Annotated in this window: 18 protein-coding genes; 10 read left to right on the top strand and 8 right to left on the bottom strand. The window is 69.5% G+C overall.

The window, feature by feature from the left end; translation table 11 throughout:
* Positions 1-2 precede the first annotated feature (2 nt).
* From purL to AB0O65_RS00350, 3 genes are all read left to right on the top strand, one after another.
* Entirely contained in the window at positions 3-2324 is a 2322-nt protein-coding gene (gene purL, locus AB0O65_RS00360; protein WP_363382053.1) for a phosphoribosylformylglycinamidine synthase subunit PurL, read from the top strand.
* Positions 2321-2458, top strand: coding sequence for a hypothetical protein (locus AB0O65_RS00355; protein ID WP_177243775.1), 138 nt, complete (start codon positions 2321-2323; stop codon positions 2456-2458). Before purL ends, AB0O65_RS00355 begins: the two co-directional genes overlap by 4 nt.
* Before the next feature lie 189 nt (positions 2459-2647).
* A complete protein-coding gene (locus tag AB0O65_RS00350) occupies positions 2648-2842 on the top strand; it encodes a hypothetical protein (RefSeq protein WP_363382050.1) in 195 nt (64 codons plus the stop codon).
* Between the two features lie 87 nt (positions 2843-2929).
* Here the strand turns inward: AB0O65_RS00350 and gnd are convergent, their stop codons facing one another.
* On the bottom strand, positions 2930-4012 hold the full coding sequence (gene gnd / locus AB0O65_RS00345; protein WP_363382047.1) for a phosphogluconate dehydrogenase (NAD(+)-dependent, decarboxylating): 1083 nt from the start codon (positions 4010-4012) through the stop codon (positions 2930-2932).
* A 345-nt stretch (positions 4013-4357) separates the two neighbouring features.
* Here gnd and AB0O65_RS00340 point away from each other — a divergent pair, with 345 nt between their 5' ends.
* The gene (locus AB0O65_RS00340) at positions 4358-4705 is read left to right on the top strand and encodes a TraR/DksA C4-type zinc finger protein (RefSeq protein ID WP_313480242.1); all 348 of its coding nucleotides are present in this window, start codon (positions 4358-4360) and stop codon (positions 4703-4705) included.
* Positions 4706-5042: 337 nt separating this feature from the next.
* Here the strand turns inward: AB0O65_RS00340 and AB0O65_RS00335 are convergent, their stop codons facing one another.
* Together AB0O65_RS00335 and AB0O65_RS00330 are read right to left on the bottom strand one after the other, a co-directional pair.
* Complete coding sequence (locus AB0O65_RS00335; protein ID WP_191712344.1) at positions 5043-5315, bottom strand: metal-sensitive transcriptional regulator; 273 nt, start codon at positions 5313-5315, stop codon at positions 5043-5045.
* Positions 5312-7003 carry an FAD-dependent oxidoreductase gene (locus tag AB0O65_RS00330; protein ID WP_363382044.1) on the bottom strand — a complete coding sequence of 564 codons (1692 nt, stop codon included), beginning with the start codon at positions 7001-7003 and terminating at the stop codon, positions 5312-5314. Before AB0O65_RS00330 ends, AB0O65_RS00335 begins: the two co-directional genes overlap by 4 nt.
* A gap of 284 nt (positions 7004-7287) precedes the next feature.
* Here AB0O65_RS00330 and AB0O65_RS00325 point away from each other — a divergent pair, with 284 nt between their 5' ends.
* From AB0O65_RS00325 to AB0O65_RS00315, 3 genes are read left to right on the top strand one after another with little or no spacing between them, the layout of a single operon-like run.
* Positions 7288-8097 (top strand): hypothetical protein, encoded by an 810-nt coding sequence (locus AB0O65_RS00325; protein WP_363382042.1) that lies wholly within the window; start codon positions 7288-7290, stop codon positions 8095-8097.
* Entirely contained in the window at positions 8094-8942 is an 849-nt protein-coding gene (locus AB0O65_RS00320; RefSeq protein ID WP_363382039.1) for an SMP-30/gluconolactonase/LRE family protein, read from the top strand. Before AB0O65_RS00325 ends, AB0O65_RS00320 begins: the two co-directional genes overlap by 4 nt.
* A gap of 38 nt (positions 8943-8980) precedes the next feature.
* A complete protein-coding gene (locus tag AB0O65_RS00315; RefSeq protein ID WP_363382036.1) occupies positions 8981-9892 on the top strand; it encodes a Gfo/Idh/MocA family oxidoreductase in 912 nt (303 codons plus the stop codon).
* Positions 9893-10093: 201 nt separating this feature from the next.
* Here the strand turns inward: AB0O65_RS00315 and AB0O65_RS00310 are convergent, their stop codons facing one another.
* The 5 genes from AB0O65_RS00310 to AB0O65_RS00290 form a co-directional block, all read right to left on the bottom strand.
* Positions 10094-11581: a lipase maturation factor family protein gene (locus tag AB0O65_RS00310; protein WP_363382033.1), complete on the bottom strand. Its 1488-nt coding sequence runs from the start codon at positions 11579-11581 to the stop codon at positions 10094-10096.
* 244 nt (positions 11582-11825) lie between these two features.
* Positions 11826-12737: a glycine betaine ABC transporter substrate-binding protein gene (locus tag AB0O65_RS00305; RefSeq protein WP_363383491.1), complete on the bottom strand. Its 912-nt coding sequence runs from the start codon at positions 12735-12737 to the stop codon at positions 11826-11828.
* A gap of 51 nt (positions 12738-12788) precedes the next feature.
* On the bottom strand, positions 12789-13715 hold the full coding sequence (locus tag AB0O65_RS00300) for an ABC transporter permease subunit (protein WP_191712350.1): 927 nt from the start codon (positions 13713-13715) through the stop codon (positions 12789-12791).
* Entirely contained in the window at positions 13715-15049 is a 1335-nt protein-coding gene (locus tag AB0O65_RS00295) for a glycine betaine/L-proline ABC transporter ATP-binding protein (RefSeq protein ID WP_313480236.1), read from the bottom strand. Before AB0O65_RS00295 ends, AB0O65_RS00300 begins: the two co-directional genes overlap by 1 nt.
* A gap of 371 nt (positions 15050-15420) precedes the next feature.
* On the bottom strand, positions 15421-16542 hold the full coding sequence (locus AB0O65_RS00290) for a methyltransferase (RefSeq protein WP_363382029.1): 1122 nt from the start codon (positions 16540-16542) through the stop codon (positions 15421-15423).
* 159 nt (positions 16543-16701) lie between these two features.
* Between AB0O65_RS00290 and AB0O65_RS00285 the strand changes: the two genes are divergently transcribed.
* From AB0O65_RS00285 to AB0O65_RS00275, 3 genes are read left to right on the top strand one after another with little or no spacing between them, the layout of a single operon-like run.
* Complete coding sequence (locus AB0O65_RS00285; protein WP_363382026.1) at positions 16702-17355, top strand: TetR family transcriptional regulator; 654 nt, start codon at positions 16702-16704, stop codon at positions 17353-17355.
* A complete protein-coding gene (locus AB0O65_RS00280; RefSeq protein ID WP_363382023.1) occupies positions 17352-18305 on the top strand; it encodes an ABC transporter ATP-binding protein in 954 nt (317 codons plus the stop codon). The genes AB0O65_RS00285 and AB0O65_RS00280 overlap by 4 nt, the downstream gene beginning before the upstream one ends.
* The gene (locus AB0O65_RS00275; protein WP_363382021.1) at positions 18302-19102 is read left to right on the top strand and encodes an ABC transporter permease subunit; all 801 of its coding nucleotides are present in this window, start codon (positions 18302-18304) and stop codon (positions 19100-19102) included. Before AB0O65_RS00280 ends, AB0O65_RS00275 begins: the two co-directional genes overlap by 4 nt.
* The last annotated feature ends 18 nt before the right edge of the window (positions 19103-19120 follow it).

The raw sequence follows: 19120 nt of genomic DNA, 5'->3' as shown, positions 1-19120 counted from the left end.
GCGTGACCACTCCTGCCTCTCGTCAGCATGTTCCCGACTCGGTCGAGAACGCCATCGCGACTCCTGAGAAGGAGCAGCCCTACGCCGCGCTCGGGCTGAAGCCCGAGGAGTACGAGCAGATCAAGACCATCCTCGGTCGCCGCCCCACGTCGGGCGAGCTGGCGATGTACTCGGTGATGTGGTCGGAGCATTGCTCGTACAAGTCGTCGAAGAACTACCTGCGCCGGTTCGGGCAGAAGGTCAGCGACGAGATGAAGGAACGGCTCATGGTCGGCATGGGCCAGAACGCTGGCGTCGTCGACGTGGGCGAGGGCTGGGCCGTCACCTTCAAGGCCGAATCGCACAACCACCCCAGCTTCATCGAGCCGTTCCAGGGCGCCGCTACCGGCGTCGGCGGCATCGTGCGCGACATCATCTCGATGGGCGCCCGTCCGGTCGCGGTGATGGATGCGCTGCGCTTCGGCGCCATCGACCACCCCGACACCCCGCGCGTCGTGCACGGCGTCACCAGCGGCATCAGCTTCTACGGCAACTGCCTGGGCCTGCCGAACATCGGCGGTGAGACCGTCTTCGACGCCGTTTACCAGGCCAACCCGCTCGTCAACGCGCTCGCGGTGGGCGTGCTGCGTCACGAAGACCTCAAGCTCGCCAACGCCACCGGCGTCGGCAACAAGGTCGTGCTGTTCGGTGCCCGCACGGGCGGGGACGGCATCGGTGGCGCGTCGATCCTGGCATCCGACTCGTTCGACGAGGCCGGCCCGACCAAGCGACCCGCCGTGCAGGTCGGCGACCCGTTCGCCGAGAAGGTGCTCATCGAGTGCTGCCTCGAGCTGTACCAGCTCGAGCTGGTCGAGGCGATTCAGGACCTGGGTGCCGCCGGCATCTCGTGCGCGACCAGCGAGCTGGCCGCCAACGGCAACAGCGGCATGCACGTCTCGCTCGACAACGTTCTGCTGCGCGACCCGTCGCTCACCGCCGAAGAGATCCTGATGAGCGAGTCGCAGGAGCGCATGATGGCCATCGTCGCGCCCGAGAAGCTCGACGCGTTCCTCGAGGTGGTCGGCAAGTGGGAGGTCGAGACCAGCGTGCTCGGCGAGGTCACCGGCGACGGCCGCCTGATCATCGACTGGCAGGGCGAGCGCATCGTCGACGTCGACCCATCGACCGTCGCCGTCGACGGCCCCGTCTACGACCGTCCGGTCGCGTACCCGACCTGGATCGACGCGCTGCAGGCGGATGCCGCAGAAGACCTGCCGCGGTCGAACGAGCCCGAGGCGCTGCGCACGCAGTTCCTGCAGCTGCTCGGCTCGCCGAACCTCGCCGACACCAGCTGGATCACCAACCAGTACGACTACTACGTGGGCGGCAACACCGCGCTCGCCTTCCCCGACGACGCGGGCATGGTGCGCGTCGACGAGGAGTCGGGTCTCGGCTTCGCCGTCTCGACCGACGCCAACGGCCGCTACTGCCAGCTCGACCCGTACGCGGGCGCGCAGCTCGCCCTCGCCGAGGCGTACCGCAACGTCGCCGTCACCGGCGCCACCCCGACGGCGATCACCGACTGCCTCAACTTCGGCTCGCCCGAGAACCCCGAGGTGATGTGGCAGTTCGAGCAGACCGTCGACGGTCTGGCCGACGGATGCTACGAGCTGGGCACCCCGGTCACCGGCGGCAACGTGTCGTTCTACAACCAGACCGGAGACGTGCCCATCCACCCGACCCCGCTGGTCGGCGTGCTCGGCATCATCGATGACGTCTCGCGTCGCATCCCGTCGGGCTGGCAGGATGCCGGCGACAACATCTACCTGCTCGGTGTGACCTCCACCGAGCTGTCGGGCTCGGCCTGGGCCGACGTCGTGCACGACCACCTCGGCGGCCTGCCGCCGAAGGTCGACCTCGCCGGCGAGCGTCGTCTCGCAGGGCTCCTCGGAGCTGCCCGCGAGGAGTGGCTGATCTCGTCGGCGCACGACCTGTCTGAGGGCGGACTCGGCCAGGCCCTCGCCGAGGGCGTCATGCGCTTCGGCGTCGGCGCGCGCGTCTGGCTCACCGAGCTGATGGAGCGCGACGGGGTGGATGCCGCGACCGCACTGTTCTCGGAGTCGGCCGGCCGCGTGATCGTGACCGTGCCGCGCGAAGAGGACGTGAAGTTCCGTGGCCTGTGCGAGGGGCGCGACTACCCCGTGCTGCGCATCGGCGTCACCGACACCGAGCCGACCCTCGAGGTGCAGGACGTCTTCACCGTCTCGGTCGACGAGTTGCGCGAGACCTCGCGCGGCACGCTGCCCGCGGTGTTCGGACCGACCGTGACCGAGCCTTCCGCATGACTCAGGCCGACGAGGACTACGGCGATCTCGCCGAGCGCCGCAGCCGCCGCATCCGGATCGTCGCCTGGGTGACCATCGTCGCGCTCATCGTGGGCGGCGGCGGGGTGACCGTGCTCTCCCTGCTGTTCGGCTGACGCGGGCGGGGTTCGTGCGCGCCTTGGCATCCGCAGGTCCCGAAGGGTCGCCTCCTCGCGCCTGACGCGACCATATGGGCCCAGTCAACGGAGGTGGCGTCCCCTCGTCGACGCACCAAGGGCTGTCAAGCCTCTCGACTCCCTCGCAGAGCACGCCGATCGTGGACTCCACCGATCGAAGGAGTGAGTATGAGCGACAGCACACCGGCACACGAGCCGACCGACGAGGAACTGCTCGAGAACGGCATGGACGACGGCACCGGCGACCCGAACGACGACCGCACCTATCTGCAGGACACACCGCCCGCCCAGGTCGACGACGCAGCCGTGCGCGAGCACGCCGACGAAGAAGGGGCAGCGGAAGACGGAGACCGATTCGCCTGAAGTCGAACGGGACGCATTCCCGCACATCACGAAGACGTCGGTCGAGAGATCCTCTCGACCGACGTCTTCAATGAGCGCCGGGGTCGATCACGCGGTGTCGGACTGCCCGCGGTCGCTCGACTCCGACTTGCGACCGCCGGCCTCGAGAACGTCACCGGCGGGAAGCTCCTTGTGCCCGCCGAACTGCAGACGCATCGCCGAGAGCACCTGGTTCGCAAAGTGGTCTTCGCCGCGCGAGGCGAAGCGCTCGAACAGAGCAGACGAGAGCACGGGCACGGGCACGCCGACGTCCACGGCGGCCTTGACCGTCCAGCGTCCCTCGCCCGAGTCTGAGACGCGGCCGGCGAGGTCGTGCAGGGTGGGGTTCTCGTTCAGTGCGGTCGCGGTGAGGTCGAGCAGCCACGACGAGATCACTGACCCACGGCGCCACAGCTCGGTGACCTTCGCGGTATCGATGGGGAACTGGTAGAACTCGGGCTCTTCGAGTGGCGCGACCTCGGCGGAGTGCTCGGCCTCGCGCACTCCCGCGTCGGCGTTCTCGAGCAGGTTCAGACCCTCGGCGATCGCGGCCATGATGCCGTACTCGATGCCGTTGTGCACCATCTTCACGAAGTGCCCGGCCCCGGCGGGACCGCAGTGCAGGTAACCCTGTTCTTCCGGCGCGAGGTCGCCGGTGCGTCCGGGCGTGCGTTCGATCTCGCCGACGCCCGGGGCGATGGTCTTCAGCAGCGGCTCGATGTGCTGCACAGCGGCATCCGATCCGCCGACCATGAGGCAGTACCCGCGCTCGAGACCGAACACACCGCCGCTCGTGCCGGCATCGACGTACTCGATGCCGCGCTCGCGCAGCGCCGCCGCGCGGCGCACATCGTCGCGGTAGTTCGAGTTGCCGCCGTCGATGATGATGTCGCCCTCGTCGAGCAGATCGGCGACCTGCTCGACGATCGTGCCGGTGAGCCCGGCCGGCACCATCAGCCAGATCACGCGCGGCGTCTGAAGCTTCGACACGAAGTCCTGCAGGTCGCTCGCCCCGGTCGCACCGTCGGCGACGATCGCCTGGACCGCGTCCTGGTTCACGTCAAAACCGACGCATTCGTGTCCGTCCCGCATCAGTCGGCGCACGATGTTCGCGCCCATGCGTCCGAGTCCGATCATTCCCAGCTGCATCATGTCTCCCGTCGATTGGCGTTCCCATCGTCACGCACCCTCCCGGAGGTGGCAAGGCCTGTGCGAGGCTCGTGCGGATGTGGCATCCTTCGCCGTCGCGGTGCGGGTCGGCGGCGTCGGGCTCGTCCCGGGGAGCGGCAGCGGGTCGGGATGAGCCGGATGCCGGACATGAGCACCCCGTCCCCGACATTCGGCTCCCGGCCGACGTCCACCGAACCGGAGTGGCGGGCGGTAGCGCGTCGGGAGGGGGGCGCGACCGTCGGGAGGAGCCGAATGCCGGGCATCCGCATGCCTAAGCCGACATTCGGCTCCCGGCGATGACGGCCGAACCAGGGCTAGGGTGGCGGGATGGCCGGGATCAGTCGTGAGTCACTCGCCGCGCAGCGGGCGGATGCGGTAGCGCGCGCCGAGCACGCGGCATCCGCCCTGGCCGAGCTCGTGCACGACCGTCAGGGGTCGAACGACGACGACGAGCACGATCCCGAGGGTGTGACGCTGTCGTCGGAGTGGTCGCGGCTGTCGGCGCTGGCGGATGCTGCGGCCGACGAGGTGCGGCAGTACGACGATGCGCTGGCGCGGTGGGATGCCGGCGACTACGGCATCTGCACGAACTGCGGCCGGCCCATCCCCGAGGGTCGGCTCGAGGTGCGCCCCTTCGCGCGACTGTGCGTGCCGTGCGCCGAAAAGCTCGGGTAAGCGGGACGCGGTTGACCGGGACGCGGGTGATTCCGGTGCGCGCCCGCGTGCAGCCTCGCCCGCCGCGTGCCGAGACCAGCCACCACGAAAAAGACGAGACGAAACGGGGGCCGACACTCCAGATGTCGGACGGATCCCGTGAACACGTCCGACATCTGGCGTGTCGGCCCCCGAAACGTAACGAGTCCGCGCGGCACGTGTCGGCCCCCGAAACGTAACGAGTCCGCGCGGCACGTGTCGGCCCCCGAAACGTAACGAGTCCGCGCGGCACGTGTCGGCCCGCGAACGTGACCGAGCACGCCCGCTTCGGCCCGGAAGGTGACCGCGACCGCCCGCGTCAGGCGAGGGTGAGGAACAGCTTCTCGAGCTCCGCCATACTGGGGGCGCCGTCGTCGGCATCCTCGCCGTCGATCACGCAGTGCTTCAGCGCTGTGCTGATCACCGCGAAGCCGGCGCGGTCGATGGCCTTGCCGACGGCCGCGAGCTGGATCACGACGTCACGGCAGTCGGCATCCGCCTCCATCGCGTCGATCACCGCGGTCAGCTGCCCGCGGGCGCGCTTGAGCCGGTTCACGACCTTGCGAATCTCGTCATCGGGTGCGGCGCTCATACGGACTCCTTTTCGAGAGAGCGGTCGGCGGCGAGCATCCGGGTGCCCGCCTGCCACGTGAGATATCCGCCGGCGAGGTTGCGCGCCTGGCGTCCGTGCTGGCGCAGCAGACGCACGGCGGTGTGCCCACGCTGACCCACCTGGCAGTGCACGATCAGCTCGCCGTCGGGCAGCTCGTGGAGCCGGTCGCGCAGCTCGTCGACCGAGACGTTCACGCTGCCGGGGATCGCTCCGGCCTCGTGCTCGCCGACGCTGCGCACATCGAGCACGGTCGCGCCGGAGGCCACCGCGGCGGAGAGCTCGTGCCACTGCACACCCTCGGTCAGCCCGGTCGCGGCGTTGTCGGCGATGTAGCCGAGCATGTTCACCGGATCCTTCGCCGAGGCGAACTGCGGCGCGTACGCGAGCTCGAGCCGGCTCAGCTGCGGCGCGGTGAGCTCGGCCTGCATGGCCGTCGCGATCACGTCGATGCGCTTGTCGGCGCCGCGGCGTCCGATGACCTGCGCGCCGAGGATGAGGTCGGTGTCGGGGTCGACGAGCAGCTTCATCGTCAGCCGCTCGGCACCAGGGTAATAGCCGGCATGGTCGGAGGGATGAGCGTGGATCACGCGGTGCGCGCGACCGGCATCCCGCAGGCGCTTCTCGCTCCACCCCGTCATCGCGACCGCGAGATCGAACACGCCGACGATCGCCGTGCCGAGCGCCGGCGGCGCGTCGGCGGGCGGGGCGTCGAGCAGCCCCGCGTCGGCGGCGATCGCGTCGGCAGCGGTGCGGCCGTGCCGGTTCGCGAGGCCGGCCATGGTGACGAGCGTGGGCTCGGAGGAGACGGCATCCACCTTCTCGACGCCGTCTCCCACCGCAAAGATGCGCGGGTCGCTGGTGCGCTGCAGCGCGTCGACGGCGATCCCGCCGGTGGATCCGGTCGCGAGTCCCGCGGAGACCGCGAGGGATGCCGCCGGGCGCACACCCCTGGCATCGATGACGATGTCGGCGGCGACGGTCGTGCCGTCGTCGAGGTGGACGCCCACGGCATCCAGCGACTCGACCGACGCGCGCAACCGCAGATCGACGCCGCGCGCACGCAGCTCGTCGACGACGAGCGCGGCCATCTCGATGTCGAGCGGACTGAGCGGATGCGGGCCGTGCTGGACGAGTGTGACGGCGAGGCCGCGGTGCACGAGGTTCTCGACCGCCTCGATGCCGATGAATCCGCCGCCGACGACGACGGCGCGGCCCGCGTCGGGAAGATCCGCCAGGGCATCGGTGATGCGGTCGACGTCGTCGATCGTGCGCAGGGTCGACACGACGGGGGCGCCGGGCGTCTGCTCGAACACGTCACGCGAGGCGGCGCCGGTCGCGAGCACGACGTGGTCGTAGGGCTCGTCGACGACCGTGCCGGTGCGCACCTCCCGGATGCTGACGGTGCGGGCATCCCGGTCGATCGCGACGGCCTCGGAACCGGTGCGCACGTCGAGGGCGAAGCGGGCGCGCAGAGATTCGGGCGTCTGCAGCAGCAGCGACTCGCGCTCGGTGATCACGCCGCCGACGTAGTACGGCAGCCCGCAGTTGGCGAAGCTGACGTAGTCGCCCTGTTCGACGACGATGATCTCGGCGTGCTCGTCGAGCCGCCGCAGGCGAGTGGCCGCCGACATGCCGCCGGCGACGCCGCCGATGATGATCACGCGCACGGTCAGCTCCGCCCGAACAGCTTCGCGAAGAAACCCGTGCGGGGCTCGTTCTCGTGTCCGCGGCAGCGGTCACTCGACGGCACGCCGGCCATCACCATGTCGACGTGCTGGCCGCAGCCGGCCCACGTCGTCTTGCCACAGGTTCGGCAGGTCACTGCTCGGCACATTTTCGCTCTCCTCGGTTCGGGTACGGATGATCGTACCCGATACCCCCGGGGGTATAACTGGATGCCGGCTGAGAGCCCTCTCGCGCACGCGGTGCGCGGAAGTAGGCTGGGCCCATCATGGATGAGTTCTCCCGGGGCATGTGGGACTTCGCCGGCAACTACTGGTGGCTGGTGTTTCCGCTGATGGGCGTCGCCGGCGGCATCGGCAAGTCGTGGGAGCGCGCATCGAAGCGCCGTCACGAGCGGCGACTCGAGACGCTGCGTCTGAAGGGCGAGCTCAAGGCCGCCCAGCTCGCCGCCCGCGGGGGCACGCAGCAGCAGACGAGGAAGCTCGCGCGCGACGCGGCCGACGAGGAGCGCGCGTCGACCGTCCAGCTGCTCGAGCGCCTCTTCGCCGAGCACGACGAGATCACCGCGCGCTGGCTCGACTACGAGCTCGATGTCGCCAAGCTCATCGCCTTCCCGGCGATGAGCGACGGGCGACAGCCCCTGACCGCCGCATTCCTGCGGGCGAAGAAGATCGCCGACACTCTGCGCCCCGCGTCTGCGGATGCGAAGCTCAGCGAGGCCGAGATCGCGGAGTACGTCGACGCGGTGGGCGACTACGCGGTCGCCTTCGACATCGCCGAGCGCGATGCCCGCCGACTGCGCGATGCGAACTTCAGCGAGAACGAGCGCAAGCGCCTCGATCGCGCGCAGCACATGCTCACCGTCGCCCTCGACGACGCAGCCACGCAGGCCGAGCGCAACCTCGCCTACAAGCGCGTGCGCGAAGAGCTCGACGGACTCATCCTGCTCTCCGACGAGGCCGTCGACGTGCTCGAGCAGAAGGTGGCCGGTCAGATCGGCCCGGCACGGGCATCCGGTTCTTCCCTCGCTCCCGAACCGGAACCCGAGCGCATGCCGCTGCGGAGGGACGAGCCGTGAGAGTCGACAACGTCACCGGGCCGATCGCCTGGCATGCCGAGGGACCGGTCTGGGCAGCCGCGTGGGGCGGGTTGCGATGGGTCGACGGCACCGTCGGCGACCTGCTCACGCTGCGCGATGACGGCGTGACACGGCAGCATGTCGACGACGAGTATCTGGCCTTCGTGCGTCCGCGCCGGTCGGGCGGCTTCGTCGCCGTCGGAGCGCGCACCCTGTATCTGGCCGACGAGGCCGACGGCGAGACCCGAGCGGTCGCGCGGCTCGGTGACGATCCGGGCGTGCGGATGAACGACGGCTGCTGCGACCCCGACGGCCGGCTGCTCGCCGGCTCGATGGCCTACGACGCGGGGGCGGGACGCGGGTCACTGCGGCGGATCGACGCGGATCTGTCGATCAGCGACGTGCTGCCGGAGGTGACGATCTCGAACGGCATCGCCTTCACGTCGGAGGGCTCGCACGCGTACTACGCCGACACGGCGACCGGCCGCGTCGACGTGTTCGACGTCTCGGACGGCGACCTCGTGAACCGACGGCCGTTCGTGTCGATACCGTCCGACGCCGGCGCACCCGACGGGCTCTGCGTCGCCGCCGACGGCAGCGTGTGGGTGGCGCTGTGGGGCGGCTCGGCCGTGCACGGCTACGACAGCTCGGGAGGGCTCATCGAGAGCATCCGGCTGCCGGTGCCGCAGGTGAGCGCCTGCACGTTCGGCGGGCGCGCGCTGAGCACCCTGTTCATCACCACGTCGGCGCAGGGGCTCGATCCCGGCCACGGCACCGAGGCGGGATCGCTGTTCGCCGTCGACCTCGGCATCCGGGGCCAGCCCACGCTTCCTTTCGCGGGCTGAGCCGATCGCGCGGCCCCTCCCGGGCGTAGAGTCGGGCCATGAAGAGCACGCTTCGGGTGGGGATCGTCGGGGCGGGCGGCATCGCCCCGGTGCACATCGAGGGCTGGATGGCGCTGGGCGCCGATGTCGCGATCCTGCGCAGGACGGATGCCGGTGCGCTGGCTGATCGCTACGCCATCCGGATCATCGGCGGGCTCGACGAGCTGATCGATGCGGTGGACGTGGTCGACATCATCAGCCCCACTTCCACGCATCTCGAGATCGCCCGTGCCGCCTTCGCGCGCGGAAGGCACGTCGTGTGCGAGAAGCCCCTCGCGGCGAGCGCCGCCGACGCGCGGGCGCTCATCGACGCAGCCGATGACGCCGGCGTGCGGCTGTTTCCCGCGCACGTCGTGCGGTACTTCGAGGGGTATCGCGACCTGCACGAGCGCATCGGATCGGTCGGCACCCTCGCCGAGCTGACCTTCCGGCGCACGGTCGGTGCGCCGGATTCGGCCTGGTTCTATGCCGAGGATGCCGGTGGCGGCGTGATCCGCGATCTGATGATCCACGACATCGACCAAGCGCTGTGGCTGGCCGGATCGGTCGTCGAGGTGACGGCGACCCAGGATCCGCCGGCGGTCGCCGATCGTGTCTCGCCGCCGGTCTCGGCGCATGTCACCCTCACCCACGCGAACGGCGCGATCACTCATCTGCGCGCCGACTGGCTCGAGCCCGGCACGCCGTTCCGGTCGACCGCCGAGGTCGCCGGATCCGACGGCATCCTGCGCGTCGACACCGACGTCGACCCGGCCGGCGTCGACCCGTATCGCGCTCAGCTGGCCGACTTCGCCGAAGCGATCCGCACCGGGGGCGACGCGCGGGTCACCGCTGCCGACGGGCTGGCGGCGGTCTCCGTAGTGGATGCCGCGTACGCATCCCTCGCCGGGAAGCGCCCGATCACGTTCTGACCTCTCGCGATACGTTCCGGGGGCCGACACGCCAGATGTCGGACGGATGCCGCGAAAGGGCCCGACATCTGGAGTGTCGGCCCCCGATGTGTATGCGGGCTCCCGGCGTGCCCCGCCCCCTGTGCGTGACCGCCCCCGCTGCGTGACCGCAGCCGCCGGCGCCCGGCCACCAGCCGGTGCGTGCGTGCCGGCACGGGCGCCTCAGCGCCCGAGGCCGAGCGGGCGCACGAGCACGTGCCGCCGGTCCCGCACCCACACGACGCCGGCGTCTCGATGCTCGGCGCGGGTCGCGAAGCGGTACCGATACGAGACGACTCGTACCCAGGCGGGTCGCTCGCCGTCGAAGGGATCGCGACGCAGCATCCGCAGCGTCGGCTCGTCAGCCTCGAGAAGCCGCACGAGAAGCATCGTGAACCAGTCCTCCAGCGAACGACCGAGCGGCAGGAACCACATCAGCCAGTCCAGGCGCAGGTGGTACGGCGCGAACTGCCGCGGGATACGGCGCAGGGCGCCGGGCTTGCCCTTGAACTCGTACTCGCGCCATTCGGCGGCATCCGGATCGGCATCCGTCGTCCCCTCCACGATGTACTCGATCCGCTGCTTCGTGACGGTGCCGAACGCACCGTAGGCGTTGCCGAGCTGCCACCGGCTGAAGCTCGCGTTCATCAGCTGGCGGCGGGCGAAGAGGTTGCGCAGTGCGGGCCAGCTGAGCGCGATCACCAGCATCCCGACCGCCGAGGTCAGGATGACCCAGTACAGCGGGATGCCGTTCGGGGCGCGCAGCGGCTCCGGATTCGGCACGTCGACGGACGACCAGAACGTCGGGAACGCCGAGAAGGCGATGACGATCGTCGCCGCGTTCAGCCAGGCGAAGTTGCCGGTGAGCACCAGCCAGAGCTGGGTGAGGATGACGATCGTCGCGGCGATCGCGCCGATCAGCAGCAGGATCGCGTCGACCGTGGTCGGTGTGAACAGCGTCGCGAGCGGCGCGAACAGGAAGAACGGCACCACCAGCTGAGCGAAGTGATTGCCGAGCACCTCACCCCTGTGGAACCACTTCGGCAGCAGATGCGCCTGCCGACTCAAGGGCCCCGGCATCGGCTGCGTCTCGTGGTGGTACATCAGCGCGGTCAGGTCGCGCCACTCCCGGCCGCCGCGGATCTTGATCATCCCGGCACCGAACTCCAGCCGGAACAGCAGCCACCAGAACATCACGATCACGACGGTCGGCGGCGGCTGGTCGGCTGAGCCGAGGAAGGCGGCGAGGAACCCCGCCTCGAGCAGCAGCATCTCCCACCCGAACGAGTAGAACGTCTGCCCGATGCTCGTGATCGACATGTACCCGCCCCACAGCAGCAGGAAGCAGATCATCGGCACCCACGGTGGCGCCAGCTGAGGGATGCCGATCACCACGGTGCCTGCGACGATCATCCCCGCCCAGCACAGGGCCGCGAGTCGGCGGTCGGTGTAGCGGATGCGCGTGAAGAGGGTCGGGCGCAGCATCCGGCGTCTCGCGGAAGACGATGTCGCCCACGCGAGCAGCTCGGGAGCGGGCAGCAGTCCGCGCTCGCCCAGCAGCGGGCGGAACTGGTTCAGCGTCGAGAGGAACGCGACCAGGTAGAGCGCCGCGATGCCCCGCTGAAGGACCTCGCGGGCGAAGCCGAAGTCGACGGCGGCGAACCCGTCCATGCGCACAGGCTACGACGGCGAACGCGTCGGTTGAAGGGGTCTTGACAGCGTTCGAATCGCTCACCTTGCCGTCTCACTGCGCGCAGAGGCGCCAGATGAGCGATTCGAACGCGGCCGCCGGGACGATACGAATCGGGGGCCGACACGCCACCCGTCGGACGGAACATGGCGTTCCGTCCGACATCTGGCGTGTCGGCCCCCGGGGCGTAACCGGCTGAGGGTGCAGCGTCAGCCGGTCAGCGGGTCACTTGATGACGTCGGGGTTCTCCTCGAGCCACGCCTGGACGGCCTCGCGCTCCTTGCCCTCGCCGTACTCGTTCACGACCATGTCCTCGAGCGAGCCGTACTGCTCGTCGTCGAGCTTGATGCTCTCGATCAGCTCGGCGGCCTCGGGGTACTTGTCCGCGAAGCCCTTCGTGCCCAGGAAGTGCAGGCCCTCGGCGTCGCCCATCAGGCCGTTCGGGTCTTCGAGGTCCTTCACCGGGAAGGCGTCGTTGGCCCAGAACGGACGCCACAGCGTGACGACGATGTCCTCCTGCTTGTCGGTCGCCTTCTTCAGCTCGGTGAGCATGGCTGCGGTCGACGAGGTGACCAGCTCGTACTCGCTGTTCAGACCGGTCTCTTCGAGCATCTTGGTGGTCTGCTCAGTCAGGCCGGCACCCGGCTCGATGCCGATGATCTTGCCGTCGTAGTCCGCGGCCTTGCCCTTGAGGTCCTCGATCGAGGTGAGCTCGGAGTACTCGGGCACCGCGATGGTGAGCTTCGCGTTCTCGTAGTAGGTGCCGAGGTCTTCGATGTCGTCGCCGTACTCGTCCATGTACTTCTTGTGGGTCAGCTCGGGCCACGCCGACGGGTAGATGTCGACGTCGCCCTGCGCGAGTCCGGTGTACAGCGGGCCGGCGTCGGTGAGGGTCTTCATCTCGACGTCGTAGCCGATCTCCTCGAGCTTGTTCTCGAGCAGGTACGCGGTGCTCAGGCCGTCGGTCCACGATGGCAGGAAGCCGAGCGTGATGGTGCCCTTGTCGCCCGGGGAGCCGCCGTCGGCGTCGCCGCCGGTGCCGCCCGTTCCGCCGGCGCCACCCGAGGCGCATCCGGCGAGTGCGAGCGAGCCGATGGCGCCCATGGCCAGAAGTGCAGTGATCTTCTTCTTCACGATGTTCTCTTTCTGTTGCGTATGTGTGATTGCGGGGTGTTGCAGGGTGCCGTCTCAGGCGGGCTGCAGCACGGCATCCGGTGCGGTGACGGATGCCGAGGCGCGGCGCCGCGCCTCACGGCGACGCGCCAGGACGCCGAGCAGCGACGCGTGGTTCTCGGCCGGTGCGCCGAGGGCGGCGGTGACCCGGTCGAGGAAGACGGCGATCAGCACGACGCCGAGGCCCGCCTCGACGCCCTTGGCGATGTTGATCGTCGAGATCGCCTCGACCACCATCTTGCCGAGGCCGTCGGCGCCGGCCATACCGGCGATGACCGCCATCGACAGGGCGAGCATGATCACCTGATTGATGCCGGCCATGATGGTCGGCATCGCGAGCGGCAGCTGGATGCCGCGCAGGATCTGCCCGGGCTTCGCGCCGAACGCCTGACCGGCCTCGACCGTCTCGGCGTCGACGCCGCGGATGCCGAGCTCGGTGAGTCGCACGCCGGGAGGCAGCGCGAAGATGATCGTCGCGACCATGCCGGGCACCACGCCGATGCCGAAGAACACGATCGCGGGGATCAGATAGACGAAGGCGGGCATGGTCTGCATGAAGTCGAGCACCGGCTTCAGCAGCGCACGCACCGTGGCATTGCGGGCCGACCAGATGCCCAGCGGCACGGCGATCAACACCGCGACGACCGTCGCGACGAGCACGAGCGACATGGTCTGCATGGCGGGGACCCACAGGTTCATGCCCACGATCAGCAGCAACGACACGGCGGTGCCGATTGCGAGCTGCCACGAGCGCACCAGCCACGCGATGAGCGCGGCGATCGCGATGATCGCGATGAAGTGCACCGAGAGCAGACCGTCAGTCAGTCCGTTGACGAGGAAGCCGAAGACGAACGCGATGCCATCGAGCAGACCGTCGAGGTTGTCCTTGACCCAGTCGACGATGCCGGCGACCCAGGTTCCGATCGGAATGCGGAAATCCATCAGCGCACCTCCTCGGTGTCAGCGGTGCCGGCAGGGGTGTCGTCGACGGCCGGCTCTGCGGCCGCCTCGGTGAACGAGCTCGCCTCGGCGAGCACCTCGTCGATGACGGCCTGCGGCATGGGGTTCAGGGGCAGGGTGAGCTCGCCCGTCGCTCCCGGCCCGGGGCCGAGGGCGGCGAGCAGGGTGACGCGCGGGATCACACCGGTGAGGCGCCCCTCGGCATCCGTCACCGCGAGCGGAACGGGGGATTCGACCGACGGGATGAAGAGGTTCATCAGCACCTCGTTCTCGTCGACCTTCTGCGGCACCGGCTTGATGATCGATGCGAGCGAGGACTCGCCCTTGCGCACGAGCTTCACGGCATCCCGGTCGGTGACGATGCCGACGAGCTTGCGGTCGCGGCCGACCACGTAGGTCGCCGACATGTAGGCATCCCGCATCTGGCGCAGCGCCGTGCGGGGTCCCGACGACTCGGCCACGACGGGGCGCGGGCGCTCCATGACGTTCGAGGCGGTGAGCACGCGGGCGCGGTCGACGTCCTGCACGAACTGCTCGACGTAGTCGTTCGCGGGGTCGGTGAGGATGTCTTCGGGCGTGCCGATCTGCACGATGCGACCGTCGCGCATCACGGCGATGCGATCGCCGAGGAACATGGCCTCGTTGAGGTCGTGCGTGATGAACACGATGGTCTTGCGCAGCTTCGCCTGCAGCTCGACGAGCTGCTCCTGCATCTCGCGGCGGATCAGCGGGTCGAGGGCGCTGAACGCCTCGTCCATCAGCAGGATGTCGGTGTCGGCGGCGAGCGCGCGGGCGATGCCGACGCGCTGCTGCATGCCGCCCGACAGCTCGCTGGGCAGCTTGTCGCCCCAGCCGTCGAGACCCACCAGGGACAGGATCTCGTCGGCCTTGCGCAGCCGTTCGGTCCTGCCGATGCCTTTCAGCTCGAGCGGGTAGGCCACGTTGTCGGCGACCGTGCGGTGCGGCAGCAGCGCGAAGTGCTGGAACACCATCGACACGCGGTCACGACGGATGTCGCGCAGGCGCGAGGCCGGGATGCCGGTGATCGCGTCTCCGCCGATCGTGATCTCGCCCGCGGTGGCGTCGTGCAGGCCGTTGAGCATGCGGATGATGGTCGACTTGCCGGATCCCGACAGGCCCATGATGACGAAGATCTCACCGCGGTTCACGGTGAAGCTCGCGTCGATGACGGCTGCGGTGCCGACGTCCTGCACCTCGGTGCGGGTCTCACCGGCCTTCAGACGCTTCACGGCCTGCTGCGGATTCCGACCGAAGACCTTGTAGATGTTGCGCGCTTCAAGAGCGGTTTCGGACACGTTTCCCCCGTTGCCCACCGATTCTTCGGGTCTCGGCGGGCCGCTTCGGTTACGCCCGGGTGACGTTCTCAAGGCCGTTTCGACAGATGCTGCACAGCGGCACGGACGGGGATTTCGGACCCCCGCGACAGAACATCGACCGTACGCCCACGCCTCTTCATGTACAGCTCGTGTCGAAGGAAGGACGCGGCCGCGGACTGGTCACTGTGACCTCTCGGCCACCTAGCCACGCTAACGAATGGCTGATCCGGTGGCAAATCCTGATTGCGGTTTTCGCGTGTCACCGGGGGTTCTCCCCCTCCGTTCGAATCGCTCATATTGCCGTGTTCCTGGTCGGAACACGGCAATATGAGCGATTCGAAAGCGGTGGGTCAGCCGCGGCGGACGCTGCGCGTGACGGTGAACTTCGGGGTGCGGGCGACCTGCTCGGTCGGGCCCACGTCGCGGGTCAGCACGCCGCGATGATCGAGGTGCGAGTTGAACACCGTCCACACCTCGCCACCGGGGCGCAGCAGTCGCGCCGCCGCCTGGATGAGGCGATGACCGGCACCCTCGTGCACGCTCGTCCCGAGATGGAACGGCGGATTCAGCAGGATGAGGTCGGCCGATCCGTCTGGCAGCTCGGAGCCCGCGTCGTCGAGGGTCACGGTCACGCGCCCGGCGAGGCCGTTGGCGACGACGGATGCCTGAGCCGAGCGCGCCGCGGAGGCCGACCGATCGGTGGCGGTGATCCTGGCATCCGGATGCTGCTGCGCGAACGCGACCGCGAGCGCCCCCGTGCCGCACCCGAGATCGACGACGTGCAGCGCAGGCGGGTCGGGCGGAGCGAGGGTCGGCATCACGTCGATCAGCACCCGTGTTCCGATGTCGAGGCGCGCGCCGGCGAACGCGCCGCCGTACGCGCACAGGGTGAAGCCGTCGTGCTGACGGCTGACCGGGAACGGCGGCTGGTCGGGCACGGGCAGGACGCCGGATGCCACGATCAGCCGTGACTTGCGCTCCGCGCGCTGCGGCTGCACAGCCGCGAAGTACCGCCCGAGCACCTCATTCTGGGTGAGCGCCATGTGCTTCACCCGTCCACCCGCGATGAGTGTGGCATCGGGCGCCGCCCAGCGGGCGACCGCGTCGGCGATCTCCTCGAGCTCGGCGAGCCCCTTGGGCAGCTGCAGCAGCACGAGACGCGCGCCGCTGAGCAGCGAGCTGTCGAGTTCGTGCGCCGCGGGCATCGGCAGATCGAGCGCCCGGGCGTTGGCGGCGAGCGCACGTCGGCCGGTGATGAGGTCCTGATGCGCGCGGAGACCCTGGACGCCTGCATCCGCCAGCGCGAGGGCGATCGCGCCGTACTCGTCGCCGATGATCGCGGTCTCACCGCCGGCGATTCCGGTGTCGAGCGCGCGTTGCACGAGCAGCTGGTCGGTGGCATCCCACGCCTGCAGGTTCGGGGCCTCGACGTCGGGATAGCGGCGCAGTCTGCTGTAGTCGAGCTCGGGCACCTGCTCACACTATCGAGAACCGCTTCTCGCTCCGGTATGAGTTCGTGCCGCTCAAAAGGGCTTCAGGCGGCAGAAAGTCATACCGGAGCGAGGGGTGGTTCTCCTTTTCGCGAGGCAGGGAGATTGACACGCACTGAACGCGCGTTTAGTCTGCTGTACATGCGTTCAGCACCTGACGACCTCACCGCGCGAGCCCGCATCCGCGAGGCCGCGATCCGCGCTTTCGCGCGCGACGGGTTCGACGCGGCGAGCTTGCGCGCGATCGCGAAGGAAGCGGGCGTGAGCGCCGCCCTGATCGTGCACCACTTCGGCAACAAGAACGCGCTGCGCACCGCTTGCGACGACTACGTCGTCGCCGCGTTCATCGACGACAAGCACGAGCTGATCGAGACGCCGACGGCCGATCGCGTCCGCGCCGCGCTGCACGATGTCGAGCGCTACGGACCGTACATCGACTACCTCGGGCGCATGCTCGGCGACCGGTCGCCGGCCGCCGACCGCCTGTTCGACGAGATCGTCCGCGTCACCCGCGACATGCTCGACGAGCAGCGCGAAGCGGGACTCCTCGTCGAGATGAGCGACCCCGAGATGACCACGCTGCTCGTGGTGATGATGGGCCTCGCGCCCGTGATGATGCGAGCGCAGGTCGGCCGGATGCTCGGTCAGGACCAGCTGAGTCCGGCCGGCATGGTGCGCACCACGCTTCCCACGCTCGAGCTGCTCACGCACGGCATCTACTCGAGCACCGCATTCCTCGACGGGGCACGCCAAGCCCTGGCATCCGATAAGCCCTCCGAAGGAGGCGCATCATGAGTTCCGTCATCGACATCACCGCGCTGCACAAGCGCTTCGGGTGGCGCACTGCCCTGCATGGCCTCGACATGCATGTGCAGCGCGGCACGATCTACGGCCTGATCGGGCCGAACGGCGCGGGTAAGACGACGACCCTGCGCACCCTGGTCGACATCATCCGTCCCACCTCCGGCGAGGTGCGCGTGCTCGGCGAGGAGCCGCGGCACGGCGGCGCCCGACTGAGACGCCGGATCGGCTTCGTGCCCGGCGAGCTGCATCTCGAGGGGCGCGTCACCGGGCACCGGATGCTGTCGTTCTACGCCGAGGTGTCGGGCCCGGTCGATCGCGGATACACCGCGGAGCTCGCGGAGCGCCTCGGCGTCGACCTGTCGCGCCCGGTGCGCAGCCTGTCGAAGGGCAACAAGCAGAAGGTCGGCCTGATCCAGGCGTTCATGCACCGCCCCGAGCTGCTCATCCTCGATGAGCCGACCAGCGGGCTCGACCCGCTGATGCAGCGCGAGTTCCTCTCGATGGTGCGCGAAGCGCGCGATGCCGGGCAGACCGTGCTGCTCAGCTCGCACGTGCTCAGCGAGATCCAGCAGGTCGCCGACGAGGTCGCGGTGCTCGCGGCGGGCCGCGTGGTCGCGAGCGGCGACGTCGCCTCGCTGCGCCTCGGCTCGGTGCGGCGAGTGCGGGCCTCGCTCGAAGGATCGGATCCGGATGCCGTGCGCCGCCGCTTCATGGGCATCCCGGGCGTGCGCGAGATCGACCTCCTTCCGCGCGGCGGCGTGCTGCACCTCACCGCGACCGTAGACGGCCCGATCGACCCGTTCGTGAAGGCGCTCACGCAGATGACCGTGCACGACCTGACCGTCGAGGAGCCCGATCTGGAGGAGAGCGTGCTGCGCCTGTACTCCGCCGGCTCTGCCTCATCGGTCGGCACCGCGGGTCACGAGGGAGGCGCGCGATGAAGGGCGTACTGCCGGTGTTCCGGCGCAGCATCCGGGAGTCGTGGCGCAGCGTGATCGGATGGAGCCTCGGCATTGCGGCGGTGCTGCTGCTGTACCTGCCGCTGTACCCCAGCTTCGGCGCGAGCGGACAGCTCGAAGACATCATCAAGGCCCTGCCGACGCAGCTGATCGAGACGCTGGGCTACGACCAGATCGCCACCGGCGCCGGCTACGCGCAGAGCACCTTCTACGGACTGATGGGCTTCCTGCTGCTGACGATCGCCGCCGTGCTGTGGGGCTCGACAGCTATCGCGGGCGCCGAAGAATCCGGCCGACTCGAACTCGACCTCGCGCACGGCATCGGGCGGGCGCAGTACGCGGTCGAGGCGGCGCTGGCGGTGCTCGTGCGGCTGCTCTGGCTGGGTGCCCTGTCGGGGGCGATCGTGTACGCGCTGAATGAGCCGGCGGAGCTGGGCATCCATCCGCCGCACATCGCCGGCGCTGCGCTCGCCCTCACCGGGCTCGCCTTCCTCAGCGCAACCGTGGGCCTGCTCGCCGGAGCTCTCACCGGCCGCAAGGCGTGGGCCACCGGCGCCGCCGCAGCCGTCGCCGTGCTCGGCTACGTGTTCCAGGCCGTCGCGAGGCAGTCGAACGACCTCGAGTGGCTGAACGCCCTCTCGCCGTACGCGTGGGTGTACCACCAACCACCGCTGAGGGACGGCGTCGACGCCGGTGGCCTGTTGCTCGTCTGGGGTGTCGCGGTGGCACTGGCCGCGGCATCCGCCTTCGCCCTTTCGCGCCGAGACCTGCGGGTATGACGCGGCGAGCGCTAGCGT

Source organism: Microbacterium sp. NPDC077391 (assembly GCF_040686955.1).
GTDB classification, from domain to species: domain Bacteria; phylum Actinomycetota; class Actinomycetes; order Actinomycetales; family Microbacteriaceae; genus Microbacterium; species Microbacterium commune.
Note: the sequence above shows the minus strand (reverse complement) of the source record. Positions and strands in the feature narration are given on the sequence as shown.

Bases quoted from the DNA above. Each gene is read 5' to 3' on its own strand.
- AB0O65_RS00350 (WP_363382050.1), top strand. From the start codon at position 2,648: ATGAGCGACAGCACACCGGCACACGAGCCGACCGACGAGGAACTGCTC.
- AB0O65_RS00300 (WP_191712350.1), bottom strand. From the start codon at position 13,715: ATGGATTTCCGCATTCCGATCGGAACCTGGGTCGCCGGCATCGTCGAC.
- gnd (WP_363382047.1), bottom strand. From the start codon at position 4,012: ATGATGCAGCTGGGAATGATCGGACTCGGACGCATGGGCGCGAACATC.
- AB0O65_RS00340 (WP_313480242.1), top strand. From the start codon at position 4,358: ATGGCCGGGATCAGTCGTGAGTCACTCGCCGCGCAGCGGGCGGATGCG.
- AB0O65_RS00335 (WP_191712344.1), bottom strand. From the start codon at position 5,315: ATGAGCGCCGCACCCGATGACGAGATTCGCAAGGTCGTGAACCGGCTC.
- AB0O65_RS00280 (WP_363382023.1), top strand. From the start codon at position 17,352: ATGAGTTCCGTCATCGACATCACCGCGCTGCACAAGCGCTTCGGGTGG.
- AB0O65_RS00310 (WP_363382033.1), bottom strand. From the start codon at position 11,581: ATGGACGGGTTCGCCGCCGTCGACTTCGGCTTCGCCCGCGAGGTCCTT.
- AB0O65_RS00325 (WP_363382042.1), top strand. From the start codon at position 7,288: ATGGATGAGTTCTCCCGGGGCATGTGGGACTTCGCCGGCAACTACTGG.
- AB0O65_RS00355 (WP_177243775.1), top strand. From the start codon at position 2,321: ATGACTCAGGCCGACGAGGACTACGGCGATCTCGCCGAGCGCCGCAGC.
- AB0O65_RS00315 (WP_363382036.1), top strand. From the start codon at position 8,981: ATGAAGAGCACGCTTCGGGTGGGGATCGTCGGGGCGGGCGGCATCGCC.
- AB0O65_RS00275 (WP_363382021.1), top strand. From the start codon at position 18,302: ATGAAGGGCGTACTGCCGGTGTTCCGGCGCAGCATCCGGGAGTCGTGG.
- AB0O65_RS00285 (WP_363382026.1), top strand. From the start codon at position 16,702: ATGCGTTCAGCACCTGACGACCTCACCGCGCGAGCCCGCATCCGCGAG.